Source organism: Nocardioides convexus, assembly GCF_011090295.1.
Map to the genome: position 1 here is coordinate 2805269 of NZ_JAAMYA010000001.1, position 12578 is coordinate 2817846.

At 72.8% G+C, this 12578-nt stretch carries 14 protein-coding genes and 2 pseudogenes; 4 read left to right on the forward strand and 12 right to left on the reverse strand.

The features are described 5' to 3' along the window. Window positions 1-429: 429 nt before the first annotated feature. Window positions 430-600: pseudogene (locus G5V59_RS21125) on the reverse strand (PadR family transcriptional regulator); the annotation flags it as partial. A gap of 327 nt (window positions 601-927) precedes the next feature. Beyond that, a complete protein-coding gene (locus G5V59_RS21130) occupies window positions 928-1551 on the reverse strand; it encodes a superoxide dismutase (protein ID WP_278257766.1) in 624 nt (207 codons plus the stop codon). A 90-nt stretch (window positions 1552-1641) separates the two neighbouring features. Between G5V59_RS21130 and G5V59_RS21135 the strand changes: the two genes are divergently transcribed. Beyond that, on the forward strand, window positions 1642-1830 hold the full coding sequence (locus G5V59_RS21135; RefSeq protein ID WP_278257767.1) for a hypothetical protein: 189 nt from the start codon (window positions 1642-1644) through the stop codon (window positions 1828-1830). Between the two features lie 42 nt (window positions 1831-1872). Further along, window positions 1873-2511: an SDR family NAD(P)-dependent oxidoreductase gene (locus tag G5V59_RS21140; protein ID WP_278257768.1), complete on the forward strand. Its 639-nt coding sequence runs from the start codon at window positions 1873-1875 to the stop codon at window positions 2509-2511. Here G5V59_RS21140 and G5V59_RS37325 read toward each other — a convergent pair. Beyond that, window positions 2460-3233 (reverse strand): annotated as a pseudogene (locus tag G5V59_RS37325) (helix-turn-helix domain-containing protein); the annotation flags it as partial. The gene G5V59_RS21140 and the pseudogene G5V59_RS37325 sit on opposite strands and share 52 nt — an antisense overlap. A gap of 159 nt (window positions 3234-3392) precedes the next feature. On the opposite strand from G5V59_RS37325, the gene G5V59_RS21150 reads away from it, so the two are divergent. Together G5V59_RS21150 and G5V59_RS21155 are read left to right on the forward strand one after the other, a co-directional pair. Then, a complete protein-coding gene (locus tag G5V59_RS21150) occupies window positions 3393-3686 on the forward strand; it encodes a hypothetical protein (protein ID WP_278257770.1) in 294 nt (97 codons plus the stop codon). Then, complete coding sequence (locus G5V59_RS21155; protein ID WP_278257771.1) at window positions 3634-4119, forward strand: hypothetical protein; 486 nt, start codon at window positions 3634-3636, stop codon at window positions 4117-4119. Before G5V59_RS21150 ends, G5V59_RS21155 begins: the two co-directional genes overlap by 53 nt. 101 nt (window positions 4120-4220) lie before the next feature. Here the strand turns inward: G5V59_RS21155 and G5V59_RS21160 are convergent, their stop codons facing one another. The 9 genes from G5V59_RS21160 to G5V59_RS21200 form a co-directional block, all read right to left on the reverse strand. Next, entirely contained in the window at window positions 4221-4718 is a 498-nt protein-coding gene (locus tag G5V59_RS21160; protein WP_278257772.1) for a hypothetical protein, read from the reverse strand. Further along, window positions 4660-5973, reverse strand: a complete 1314-nt coding sequence (locus G5V59_RS21165; RefSeq protein ID WP_278257773.1) for a S8 family serine peptidase — start codon at window positions 5971-5973, stop codon at window positions 4660-4662. The genes G5V59_RS21160 and G5V59_RS21165 overlap by 59 nt, the downstream gene beginning before the upstream one ends. 45 nt (window positions 5974-6018) lie before the next feature. Continuing rightward, complete coding sequence (locus tag G5V59_RS21170) at window positions 6019-6801, reverse strand: hypothetical protein (protein ID WP_278257774.1); 783 nt, start codon at window positions 6799-6801, stop codon at window positions 6019-6021. Window positions 6802-7493: 692 nt separating this feature from the next. After that, complete coding sequence (locus tag G5V59_RS21175; RefSeq protein WP_278257775.1) at window positions 7494-8303, reverse strand: VanZ family protein; 810 nt, start codon at window positions 8301-8303, stop codon at window positions 7494-7496. Window positions 8304-8380: 77 nt separating this feature from the next. Beyond that, window positions 8381-10234, reverse strand: coding sequence for a hypothetical protein (locus G5V59_RS21180; RefSeq protein WP_278257776.1), 1854 nt, complete (start codon window positions 10232-10234; stop codon window positions 8381-8383). After that, window positions 10129-10860: an SDR family NAD(P)-dependent oxidoreductase gene (locus G5V59_RS21185; protein WP_278257777.1), complete on the reverse strand. Its 732-nt coding sequence runs from the start codon at window positions 10858-10860 to the stop codon at window positions 10129-10131. The genes G5V59_RS21180 and G5V59_RS21185 overlap by 106 nt, the downstream gene beginning before the upstream one ends. Window positions 10861-10903: 43 nt before the next feature. Beyond that, window positions 10904-11653: an ATP-binding cassette domain-containing protein gene (locus tag G5V59_RS21190; RefSeq protein ID WP_278257778.1), complete on the reverse strand. Its 750-nt coding sequence runs from the start codon at window positions 11651-11653 to the stop codon at window positions 10904-10906. 127 nt (window positions 11654-11780) lie between these two features. Next, a complete protein-coding gene (locus G5V59_RS21195; RefSeq protein WP_278257779.1) occupies window positions 11781-12242 on the reverse strand; it encodes a hypothetical protein in 462 nt (153 codons plus the stop codon). Window positions 12243-12303: 61 nt separating this feature from the next. After that, the gene (locus G5V59_RS21200) at window positions 12304-12564 is read right to left on the reverse strand and encodes a 3-hydroxyacyl-CoA dehydrogenase NAD-binding domain-containing protein (RefSeq protein WP_278259972.1); all 261 of its coding nucleotides are present in this window, start codon (window positions 12562-12564) and stop codon (window positions 12304-12306) included. Between the last annotated feature and the right edge of the window lie 14 nt (window positions 12565-12578).

Genomic DNA, 12578 nt, shown 5'->3' on the forward strand with positions numbered 1-12578 from the left:
GTGCCGCTCATCGGGTGCTCCGTTCGGTGGCGGGGGCGGGGGTGGTCGCGCTGCCGGTGGGGCGGGTGGTGGCCGCCCGGCGCAGTCGCGCCTCGCAGTGGTCCAGCCAGCGCAGGCTCGGCCTCGGCGCCGAAGACGAGCGAGTCGAGGACCAGGCTCCAGGCCAGGTCGGTGGGCTCGGCGGTGGTCGGCGTCCCGGCCCGGCGCTTGAGCCGGGTGTAGTCCTGGAGCGCGGCCATGGTCGCGCTGCGCTGCTGCTGGATGACGGTGCCGACGTCGACGCCGGGCACGGTCACCGCGAGGGCGAGCCTTGATCGCGAGACCGTCGCGCGGCGGCTGGGTGCGGGCGACCGGGGTGGTGAACCACGCCGCGACCTCGTCGCGGCCGGCATCGGTGATCCGGTAGACCTGGTGGCCCTCGGCGTCCTCACCCTCCGCCGCGGCGAGACCGTCGCGCTCCAGGCGGGTCAGCGTCGTGTAGACCTGCCCGACGTTGAGCGGCCAGGTGGTGCCGGTGCGCTGCTCGAACTCCGCGCGCAGCTGGTAGCCGTACATCGGCTGCTGCTCCAGCAGGGCGAGCAGGGCGTGCTTGACGGACATCGAGGCCTCCGAGGGGGATACATACCGGGTATGGATATGTATACCCGGTATGCCCCACCCTTGTCGAGCCCTCAGCCCAGCGCCGCCTCCATGTCCACGCAGAGCCGGCGGGCCGACTCCCCGACGTCCTCGCCGCGCTCCGCCCCGAGCCTGGGCGAGGCAGAGCTCGGCCACGAGCAGCGCGCCGCCGGCGGCTCTCCCGGTCGTCGGCGAAGCCGGCCATCAGCGCCGCGGCACCGTCGCGGTCGCCGCGCCCGCGAGCGGCGAGCAGGCCGGCCACCCGCTGGCCCGCCTCGACCACCGGCGCCAGGTCCGCCCGGCGCGCGCTCACCCGATCAGCCCCGGGGTCTGCGCGCGAGCGGCCTCGAAACGGCGCTGCACGTCCGCCCAGTTCACGACGTTCCACCACTGCTGGACGAAGGTCGCCTTGTCGTTGCGGTACTGCAGGTAGTACGTGTGCTCCCACATGTCGAGCATGAGCAGCGGGGTCATGCAGATCGGCACATTTCCCTGGTGGTCGAAGTGCTGGATGATGTACGGCCGCTGGGCCAGCGTGTCCCAGGTCAGCACCGACCAGCCCGAGCCCTGGACGCCCAGCGCGTTGGCCTGGAAGTGCGCCCGGAAGGCGTCGAAGCCGCCGAAGAACTCATCGATCGCGGCGGCCAGGCTCCCCGGTGGGCTTGTCACCGCCGTCCGGCGACATGTTCGGCCAGAACACCGAGTGGTTGACGTGCCCGCCGAGGTGGAAGGCGAGGTTCTTCTCCAGCGTGGACAGGCTCCCGAAGGACTCCTTCTCGCGCGCCTCGGCGAGCCTGCTCGACGGCGGTGTTGATGCCGGTGACATAGGCCTGGTGGTGCTTGTCGTGGTGCAGGCTCCATGATCTCGCCGGAGAGGTACGGCTCCAGGGCGGCGTAGTCGTAGGGCAGGTCGGGCAGGGCGTAGACGGACACCGGAACTCCTCGATCGACATTGTTGATGTCTCATTGCTATTGCAATTGACTTGCAATTAGCAACCCGCGGAGATGCGTCAGACTGAAGCCATGGCGAAGACGATCCTGATCACCGGTGCGTCCAGCGGGCTGGGTGCCGAGATGGCCCGGCAGGCTCGCGGCCCGCGGTTACGACGTGGGCCTGGCCGCGCGTCGTACCGAGCGGCTGGAGGAGCCTGCGCGAGGAGATCCTCGCCGCGCACCCCGACCGGCGGGTGGCCCTGGCCGCGCTCGACGTGACCGATCACGAGGCGGTCTTCCGGGTCTTCCGCACGCTGCGCGATGAGACTCGGCCGGCTCGACCGGGTGGTCGTCAACGCCGGCCTCGGCAAGGGCGCCAAGCTCGGCACGGGCCGCTTCGACGCCAACCTGGAGACGGCGATGACCAACTTCGTCGGGGCGCTCGCGCAGACCGAGGCCGCGATGGAGATCTTCCGGGCCCAGGAGGCCGGCCACCTGGTGATGATCTCCTCGATGTCCGCGATGCGCGGGATGCCGTCGTCGATGACGACCTACGCCGCGACCAAGGCCGGCGTGGCCCACCTCGCCGAGGGCCTGCGCACCGAGCTCCACGGCACCCGGCTGCAGAAGAAGATCAAGGTGAGCGTGCTCTACCCGGGCTACATCCGCTCGGAGATGAACGACAAGGTCGAGCAGTCGACCCCGCTGATGGCCTCCACCGAGAAGGGTGTCGCCGCCATGGTGGCGGCCATCGAGAAGGAGGTGGCCGACGCGTGCGTGCCGCCGCTGCCCTGGGCCGCGATGGCCCCGGTCATGAGGCACGCACCCCTCGGCATCCTCAAGAAGCCTGATCTGATCTCGCCGCCGGGCTCCCCGGCGGCGCGCTTGCGCAGCGTCCGCGCGGTGCGGGAGATCCGCAGCATCATCGTGGCCGAGGGCGTCACCCGGCCGTTGATGTAGGTCGAGAAGCGCGACTGCGACGTGCCGACCAGCGCCGAGAAGTCGCGCTGGGTGACCCCGCTGGAGGCCACCAGCCGACGGATCTCGCGGGCGATCGCCTGCCGGTCCCACTCGGCCTGGAGGTCGCGGATCACCACGGAGCAGCCGTCGAGCAGGCGGACCAGCCAGGCGTCCCCGCTCGCGGCCACCTCGCGCTGCAGGTGGTCGGCGCGACCCGACCAGGGCGCGGTCAGCAGCGGCGCGAGCAGCACCCGCCAGCGCGCGGCGTCGAAGGTCTCCGCCGTACCGATCGCCGGGGGCGGGACGTCGGCGTCACCCGAGGAGTCGATCCCGGAGACCAGGAGGTACCAGGCCTGGCGCTCGACGACCTCGGCGATCGCCGCGGCCTCCTCCGGCGTCGCGCCGTCCTCGGCCAGCACCCGGCGGACCCGCGCGCGGTCGCACATCGCGATCACCGCGGCGGTGGTCACCGGAAGCCGCTCGCCCGAGCCGAGGTGGCGGTCGACCTCACGCTGGATCGCGGCGACGCGCTCGGGATCGTGGTCGCTCGCCAGCCGGGCCAGCAGCCGGAAGTCCTCCGCGGCGCCGCGCTCGACCACCCGGGCCAGGTTGGCCAGGATCCGCCCCTGACCGGCCGCGCGGGACGGTCCCGCCTTGCTCGCCCGCGACAGCCTGTCCAGCAGGCCCTCCACCACCGGGTCCCCCACCCTCATCGTCATCATCCCCCGAGATCCTCGTGTTCGTCGGCAGCAGCCGTACCATCACGCTAGTTGGGTGCTTTCACATACCGGGGGTCTGCTGTGAAACCTCTGCGACCAGCGGAGCCCGCAGGGCTCGCGCCCACCCTGAGCGCGGCCATCGCACGGCGGGGCGTCACGCTCGTGTGGCTCCGGGAGCGGCTCGCCGAGCGCGGCAGCCCGGTCTCGCTGACCACGCTCAGCCTACTGGCGCTCGGGACGACGCCGGCCCGAGGGCCGGGGCTCGCTCGCGGCGCTGGAGGAGATCGAGGAGTCTGCTCGGCCTGGTGCCCGGCGAGCCTGCTCGACCTGGTCGGCGACAGCCGGCGCACCGTGCCGGTGGGCAAGGCCGTCAGGCTTCCACGGCGACGGGCTCCGCACGGAGGTGCACCAGACCCTGGAGGCGCTCGGCGCGTCGACGGTCCGCAACCTGCGTGACCTCTCGGCGACCGTCGTCGTCGACGTCGACGCCCAGGGCCGGCTACGGCGCCGGCACACCCGGATCCTGGTCCAGGCGACCTCCGGCACCATCCACGAGATCCCCTACACCGACTCCTCCCCGGAGCCCACCCCGGAGATCCTGCACATCCAGCCCGGACCGGGGGTGCGGGTCGCTCGTCGCCACCAGCACCCCGGCGGGCGGCTGTTCGGCGTCGTCTTCGAGTCTCGACGAGCCACTGACCGCGCCCGACACCGCCATCCTCGACTGGTGCACCGTGCTGCCCGAGGGCTTCCCCGCCATCCGCGAGGTCGCCCACGGCCTGGCCCGCAAGAACCGCGAGACCCTCATCTGGGTGCGCTTCGCGCCCGAAGCCCCGCCGGACTGGGTGGAGGAGTTCGCCGACGACGGCTCGCCACCCGTGCTCCGTGAGCTCGTCCGGGAACAGCGTGCACGCCGTCCGACGTGGCTTCGGTCCCGGCAGCCTTCGGGATCCGGTGGGGGTACGACGACGGCCGCTGAGCCCACCGCCCCTACGGCGCGCTCGTGTCGACGTAGAGCGCGGTCGAGCCGGGGGATCCGTCGTACCCGAGCAGGCCGAGGTAGTGGGCGCCCGGGTCCAGCCCGCTCCACGAGGCGGCGAACGACGTGCTGCCGCCGGTGGTGACCGGCACCGGGTCGGGGCGCACTGCGAGCCCACCCACCGAGGGCGTGCCGCCGAGGTCGTAGACCCGCAGCGAGTACGGCACCGCGGCGCCGGGGCTGCCGGCGGCGTAGGCGTCCACCTCGACGAGGTAGGTGCCGGCCGGCGCGCCTTCGAGCGAGAAGGTCTCGCCCGGCGACGGCGTCGCGACCTCGCCGGCGACGCCGGTGATGGTGGCCGGGTCGCAGGAGGAGGCGGTGTAGACGTACATGTCGAGGTCGCTCTTCTGGTCCGGCGCGACCAGGTCGAACCGGGCCAGGTCGTTGCCCTCACCGATCCTGACGCATGCCAGGGCGTACTTCCCGACGGCCAGCGAGCCCTCCTGCACCTGGCCCTTGACCAGGCCCGCGGGTGAGACCTGCAGGCCGCCGGTGAAGCCGCCGGTCACCGGGACCTCCACCGTCCCGGTCGTGCCGGTGCCGGCCACCGAGGTGGGCGCCTTCACCGAGACCGGGCGCAGCGCGACGGGCAGCCGGACCGTGGTCGGGCCGGTCAGCGTGACGTGGCCGAAGGCCCACTGGCTGAGCGGGGCGGTGGTCCGCCGGAAGGTCAGGTCGAGCCTGGTCTCCGCGCCCACCCGCCGGGCCACGACGGTCTTCCGGCTGGACGTGCTCACGAAGCCGGGGACGTCGATGCGCACCCGCCAGGCACCCGTGCGGGCCGCGGTGAAGGTCCGGGACAGGGTCACCGAGTCTCATCACGCGCCCCGCGGCGAGCGAGGGCACGTTGACCGCGTTCGGTGCGAGCGCCGGGACGCCGGTGTCGAGCCCCCGGCCGGTGAGGTAGCCGTTCCACTGCTCCCCGTCGGAGAGCACGAAGAGACCCGGGTCGAGGAAGGCCCTCGGGTCCACGTGCCCGGCTCCCTGGGCGAACAGATCGGTGGACCGGCCGCCGTCGGAGGTCTTGAGGTCGGTGGCGGTGGTCATCATCGCCGACTTGATCCGCATCGGCGTCCAGCCCGGGTGCACGCCCTGCACGAGTGCGGCGAGGCCGGCGATGTGCGGGGCCGACATCGACGTACCGGAGTAGAGGTCGTAGTCGCGGCCGTGGTTGGACGGCGGCGCGACCGCCGCCAGCACCGAGACGCCGGGCGCGGTGATGTCCGGCTTGAGCAGGTCGCTGTCGTCGGAGGCCGCCGGGCCGCGCGAGGAGAAGCCCGCGACCTGTGGCACCGGGGTCACCTTGCCGGTCTGGTTGCCGAGCACGAAGCTCGCCGTCGCCGAGGAGCCGGCCGCGTCGAGGTAGGCGTAGACCTTCGGCGAGTCCGTGTCCGCGACGTGGATCGTCGGCACCTCGTGGAAGTCGGCGTCGAGACTGCCCTCGCTGATGTTGGCGAGGATGACGCCGGCGCCGCCCGCACGGTGCACCTCGGCACTCTTGGCCACCCGGTCGTAGACCCCGCGCTGGCAGACCACGATGACGCCCGTGGCCTTCGCCGGGTCCAGGCTCCCGGGCGCGCAGAGCGCGGTGTCGGTGGCCGAGGCGGAGCCGTTGCCGGCCTTCGCCGCGTCGACGAGCCGCGTGCTGGGCAGCGCGGTCCGGCTGATCGAGGCCCCGACGATCTTGGTGCCGTCGCCGAGCACCACGGTGTTCTCGAAGCCTGGTGTGCGTGCTGGCCGCGACCGTGGTCAGCCACGGGCTGTTGTGCGCGACGGTCGATGCGCCCGGGCCCTCGTTGCCGGCCGAGGCCGCGACGAAGACACCCGCCTCGGCCGCGCCCTCGAACGCGAGTCTCGGCGGCCTCGACGGTCGTCTCGCGCGGTCCGGAGATCGAGTAGTTGAGGACGTCCACGCCGTCGGTCACGGCCTGCTCGATCGCCGCGACCAGGTCCGAGGTTGCACCCGAGGCGCGACCGTCGGGGGTCTCCCACAGTGCCTTGTAGACCGCGAGCTTCGCGCCGGGCGCGATCCCGCTGATGTCGCCGAAGTCGACGCCCTCGGTCGAGACGCCGGTGACCGGGTCGCCCACGGCGGTGGACGCGGTGTGGGAGCCGTGGCCGTTGCCGTCGCGCGGGGAGAGGTAGTCGGCCTCGACCGTGCGCGCGGCGCCGTACCCCTGGACGTAGGAGCGGGCAGAGACCGACTTTGCTGTTGCAGTCGGTGACCGCGAACTCCTCGCCGGCCTGGCACTGGCCCCGGAAGAGCCCGCCGTCGGACTTGCGCATCGAGGTGGCCGACCCGCTGATCTTCAGACCCCACCGGCCCTGCGGGGCCGCGGTGAGCGGGCTCCCGCGGAAGGAGCGCGACTCCGGCCAGATCCCCGAGTCGATGACCCCGACCACCACGCCGTCACCGGCCGCGGTCTGGCCGCCGACCTGCTTCCACACGCCCTTCCTGCCCGTCAGGCCGAGGAAGTCGGGGGTGTTCCAGGTGTCGGCGTAGACCAGCGAGTCCTTCTCGACGGTGAGCACCCGCCGATCGGTCGCGAGCTCGGTGGCCTGCTTCGCGCTCAGGTCGGCCACGAAACCGTTGGCGGAGATCGTGTAGTGCCGCTCGACGTCGAAGCCGAGGTCCTTGCCGAGGGCGTCGTGGGAGGCCCGCAGCCTTCTTGGTGTACGACGCGACGCCCGTGCCTCGCGCGTCGAACTGCTCGCCCGCGCCCGCCCGGGTCGCGTCGGCCGTGGCGGCCGGCGGCGCGGCCAGCATCACGACGTACCGGCCGGCCTTGTACGGGCTCAGGTCCGCCTTCTGCGCCGTCAGCCCCGCACCGTCGGCCGCACCCGGGCCCGGATCGCGCGGGTCGGCCAGCGCCGGCGCGCAGAGGGCCAGCGCGGCGCAGAGCGCGACGACCGGGGCGATCATCGCGCCGCGCGAGCGGGCGCGAGGGAGGCGAGACGGTGCGAGAGACATGGCGGTCCTTCGGGTCCGAGAGGTGCGGAGATCGGTCCGCCCTCGTCACCCAACCCACCGGGGACCGGTCCCGTCAAGGCCCCTGGGCTGGTCGCACCATCTCCAGGCTCCATCCCGGCGAGAGCATGTGACAGGCCCCGGCGACCACGACTGCAGAGCACGCCGATCACGGTCAGGACCGCGAAGGCCAGCAGCGAGGGCCCGCTCCATGCGGCCTCGACCGCGCCGAGCACGAGGAAGGGCCCGATGCCGGTCAGCAGCCTTGACCACCCGCGCCAGCGGTGCCGGGAGCGCCCGGGCCACCGGCCGCACCGCGACGACCCACTCGCCGATCGTGCGGCCCGCGAGCAGCACGGCCAGCACCTCCACCAGGGCCGGGACGCCCCACTGCAGCAGGCGTTGCGGGGTGGTCTCCAGGTCCGCGAGGGGCACGTCGAGCAGGTAGAGCCTGCACCCCGCGGTAGGTCACCGCCAGGGCCGAGCCGAGGAGCAGCACGAAGAGCACGTCGCACACCATGCCGACGAGCCGCCGGCCCGCCGTGAGCGAGGTCGGCCAGACCACCTCGGGCCGCTTGCGCCGGACCACGACGGCCGCCGCGAGCGAGCCGACGGTGGCGCCGAGCGTGTTGAGGATGAGGTCGTCGACGTCGAGCAGCCGGTAGGCGCAGGAGTAGAGGTGCCACACCCCGGTGGCCTGGGTGGTCTCGATGAGCAGCGAGGTGCCGAGGCCGAGCACGGTGGCGACGAGCACGCCGCGGCGCAGCACCCGGCGCACGAAGTACCCGAGGGGCACGAAGAGCAGCACGTTGAGCGCCACCTGCAGGAACGCCGGGTCCCGGGCCAGTGCCGCCAGCCCCTCCCGGGTCCCGGCGTCACGCCAGGCGATCTCGCCGATGGTGCCGAAGGGTGTGGTCTGCCGGCCCACGCAGGTGTAGTCGCCGTCCACCGGCATCGGCAGCAGGGTGTAGGTCCACAGCGCCAGCCCGTAGATCGCGCCCGACAGGAGCACCATCAGGTCGCGCGGGCCGAGCCGGCCGTCGCGGCGATACTGCACCGCGGCCACCGGGATCAGCAGGACGACGGCGACCCCGGTGCCGAGGACGGTCGCGATCAGGGCGTTGCTCAGCCTGGTCGGACATCTCAGCGGTAGGTGATGAGGTCCCGCGGCAGGTGCGGGTGCTCGTTGAAGGTCAGCAGCCGGGCGCCGGTCGCGCCGACGATCACCCGGGTGACCGAGGTGTTCGCGATGACCGTGTTGAAGCGGGCCCAGACGGGTCCCACCGCTCCCCCGTCGGGTACGACGAGAGCAGCCGCCAGTGCCGCGATCACACCCCCCGACGTGACCACCACGGTGGGCCCGGGCAGGCCGGCCGCCGCGGCGAGCGCACGGCGGGCGCGGGCCACGAAGGCGTCGTACGGCTCGGGGTAGCCGGCGTCCCCGCCGGCCGTCGTCCAGTGCGCGGTGGCGACCTCGAAGTGCTCCTGGAAGGCGCGGCGGTCGGCGTCGTGGCTCGTGGTGACGCCGGTGGCCTCCGCGTGGCGGGCGAGCACGGCGAGGTGGTCGAACTCGGCCCAGTCCTCGTCGATCGCGGCGTCCGGCCCGCCGATCTCCATCGCCTCCCAGGTCTCGCGGTGGCGGCGCATCCCGCCGTGGACCGCCGAGACGGGCGCGGGACCGTGCGCGGTGAGCCAGCGCCCGAGCACCCGGCCCTGCTCCCAGCCGGTCGCGGAGAGCACGTCGTAGTCGTCGGCGCCGAAGGATGCCTGGCCGTGCCGGACGAGCAGCAGCAGGCCCATCAGCCGCGGAGGATCCGGCGGCAGCGCGCCTCGAAGCCGGCGACGGCGGGACCGAAGGAGGCGTAGGCCTCGTTGGTGGTCTGCCCGTGGAAGTAGCGGTACCAGATCTGCTGGGCGATGACGGCGAAGCGGAACAGCCCGAAGACCTCGTAGAACTGCCACTGCTCCGGGGTGATCGAGAGCCCGCTGCGCTCGAGGTAGGCGTCGATCACCTGCTGGCGGGTCCACATCCCCGGGTCGGCCGTGGGCTGGCGCCGGGTCATGGTGAAGAAGTCGTCGTCGTCGGCCTGCACCCAGTACGACAGCGCGCAGCCCAGGTCCATGAGCGGATCGCCGACGGTGGCCAGCTCCCAGTCCAGGACCCCGATGATCCGCGTGACGTCGTCCGCCGCGAGCACCATGTTGTCGAGGCGGTAGTCGTTGTGGATCATGGCCGAGCCGACATCGGCGGGCTGGTTCGCCTCGAGCCAGGCGGTGATGTCCGACCAGTCGCCGGTGTCGTCGGTGCGGGCGTTCTCGAGCCGCTTGACCCAGCCGCCGACCTGCCGGGCGACGTACCCCTGGCCCTTGTCCAGTGCCGCCAGGCCGGGCACCGCGGTGACGTCGATGGCGTGCAGGGCGACGAGGGTGTCGACGGCGTTGCTGCACAGCGCGTCCGCCTGCTCGGCACTGACCGGGAACCCGAAGTCGCGGCGCGGGATGAGCCCGTGCAGGCGCTCCATCACGTAGAGGCTCGCTGCCGATCGGGCTGTCCGCCTCGGTGCAGTAGGCGACCATCGCCGGCACCTGCGCGAAGACCGGCCGCAGCGCCTCCTGGATCCGGAACTCGCGGCCCATGTCGTGCGCGCCCCTGGCCTTGGTGCCCGCCGGCGGGCGGCGCAGGATCGGCTCGGGGCCCTCGGCCATCCGCAGCAGGTAGGTCAGGTTGGACGCGCCGCCGGGGAACTGACGGACCTCGGCGATCGGGCCGCGCCCGAGCCAGTCGGCGACCGCCGCGACGTCGAAGGCGTCCTCGTCGCGGACCGGGCGGGACTCCTCGCGCGGCTCACTCATCGGCGATCGCCTCCAGGCTTTGCGGGCCTGAGCGCGCATCACGGCGTCGTACGACGCCCGGTCGGTCTGCTTGAGGCCGTAGGCCCCACGCGCCGCCTCGTCGGGGACGATCGACTCGGTGCCCGCGTCGATCGCCTCCAGCACCGCGGTGGCGATGTCGTCGGCGCTGATCGGGCTGCCCTCGACGAGCTTTGCTCATCACGTGCTGCAGCGCGGCGTCGCGGCCCTCGACGCCGGCCATCAGGTTGGTCCGGAAGTACGACGGGCAGACCACGTGCGCGCTCACCCCGTGGGCCGCCGACTCGTGGCCGGTGGTCTCGGTGAGCGCCACCACCGCGGCCTTGGTGGCGTTGTAGCCGGCCATCCCGGCGGGGTGCACCAGGCCGGCGAGCGAGGCGACGTTGACGATCCTCCCGGAGAGCCTGTTGCTTGAACAGCGGCGTGAAGGTCGCCGTTCCGCGCACCGCGCCGAGCAGGTTGATGTCGACGAGGCGCTGCCACTCGTCGATGCCGGAGACGTCGAGCCGGCCGCCGCCCGCGATGCCGGCGTTGTTGACGAGCACGTCCAGCCCGCCCCAGGTCCGCTCGACGTGCTCGCGTGCGGCGGCCCAGTCGGTGTCGCTGGTGATGTCGAGGCGGAAGATGCCGTCGGCGTCCGCACGGTCGGTACGCAGGACCTGCGCCCCACGACCCTCCCAGGCCGAGGCGAGCGCGGCGCCGAGTCCGGAGGCGGCGCCGGTGATGAGGACGCGGAGGGGTTGATCGGTCACCCGGCCGACCCTACCGATCCCGGGCCGCGGCAGCGTCGTGTGTTCACCCGGTCCCGGGTCGTCCCGGGATCAGCCGGCGAGGAGCGCCCGGTAGGCCCGGGCGCCGTCGTCGCCGGCCATGAAGCCCGCGGAGATCGTCATCATGCGGCTCCCTCCGCTCAGCACCGCCACCTCGCTGCACGTCTCGACGGCGAGGTCGCGCAGGCGCGTCGAGACGATCACCGCGGCGCCGCGGGTCCGCGCCTCCTCGACCACCTCGAGGGTCGCCGCCACCCCGACCGGGTCCACGCCGTCGAAGGGCTCGTCGAGGAGCAGCACCTCCGGCTCGTGCAGGGCTGCCAGCACCACGCGGAGCCGGCGCGACAGGCGCGGGCCGAAGCCGTCCGTCGCCCGGTGCGCCACGCCGCCGAGGTCGAAGCGCTCCAGCAGTGCGCGACCCCGCGCCTCCCAGCGCGACAGACTCCCGCAGGCGGGCGCTGGTCTGCAGGTGCTCCCAGGGCGTCGCGCCGGGCACCAGGCCACCCGCGTCGGGGCAGTACCCGATCGCGCGTCTCGTCTCGATCGTGGCCTCACGCACGTCGTACCCACCCACGAGGGCGGTGCCCTCGCTGGGCGGTATGACGCCGGCCAGCACCCGCATCGTCGTCGACTTGCCCGCACCGGCGCGGCCCAGCAGGCCCAGCACCTGGCCCTGCTCGACCCGCAGGTCCACCCCTGTCACCGCCTCGACCGCGCCGAGGCGCACCCGCAGTCCGTCCACCAGGACGCCGCGGAAGGCTGCCCTCCCCGTCATGCCCCCATCCTCGCGAGGGCGCGGCACCGCGAAAAGGACCGGGCCGGCACGAACGGATAGTCCGTTCGTGCCGGCCCGGTCAGCCGATCAGTGCTGCCCGATCAGGCTGCTCGATCAGGCTGCTCGATCAGGCGGGGAAGCCCTTGCCCGACGCGGCGAGGTCGCGCAGCCACTGCGTGGGCTGGAACCGCTCGCCGTACTTCGCCGCGAGCTCCTCCGCCCGGGTGATGAACGCGTCGATGCCGATCTCGCCGGTGGCCTTGTTCTCGTAGCCGGTGATGAACTGCGCGGCGCCACCGGTGTTGGGCGGGAAGCCGATGCCCATGATGGAGCCGATGTTCGCGGCGGCCGCCGAGGTGATGACGCCCTCCTCGAAGGTCTTCGCGGTCTCCAGCGCCTCGGCGAAGAGCATCCGGTCCCGGATGTCCTGGATCGGCGGCTGCTCCTCGGCGACCGGGAAGAGGTCGGCGAGACCGGCCCAGATGGAGCCGCGCTTGCCGTCCTCGTAGTCGTAGAAGCCCGCGCCGCGCAGGCGACCGGCCCGGCCGGCCTCCAGCATCTTGCCGACGACGGCCTGGCCCGGGTGCACCGGCAGACTCAGGGTTGGCCTCGATGGTCGCCTTGGCGATCTTGGCCATCAGGCTCCAGGTTCAGGCTCGTCGGAGAGCCTGCAGCACCGGGGCGGGGTAGCCGGCCGAGGTGGTGGCCCGCTCGATGGAGTACGGCGCCACGCCCTCCGCGAGCATCGCCATGCCCTCGTTGACCATGAAGCCGATGACCCGCGAGGTGTAGAAGCCGCGGCTGTCGTTGACCACGATCGGCGTCTTGCGGATCTGCAGGACGACGTCGTAGGCCTTGGCGAGCGCCTCGTCGGAGGTCTCCTTGCCGGCGATGATCTCGACCAGCGGCATCTTGTCCACGGGGG

Coding starts and splice junctions, on each gene's coding strand:
- G5V59_RS21140 (WP_278257768.1), top strand. CDS start 1,873: ATGAGACTCGGCCGGCTCGACCGGGTGGTCGTCAACGCCGGCCTCGGC.
- G5V59_RS21190 (WP_278257778.1), bottom strand. CDS start 11,653: ATGACGGGGAGGGCAGCCTTCCGCGGCGTCCTGGTGGACGGACTGCGG.
- G5V59_RS21200 (WP_278259972.1), bottom strand. CDS start 12,564: ATGCCGCTGGTCGAGATCATCGCCGGCAAGGAGACCTCCGACGAGGCG.
- G5V59_RS21135 (WP_278257767.1), top strand. CDS start 1,642: ATGGCGAAGACGATCCTGATCACCGGTGCGTCCAGCGGGCTGGGTGCC.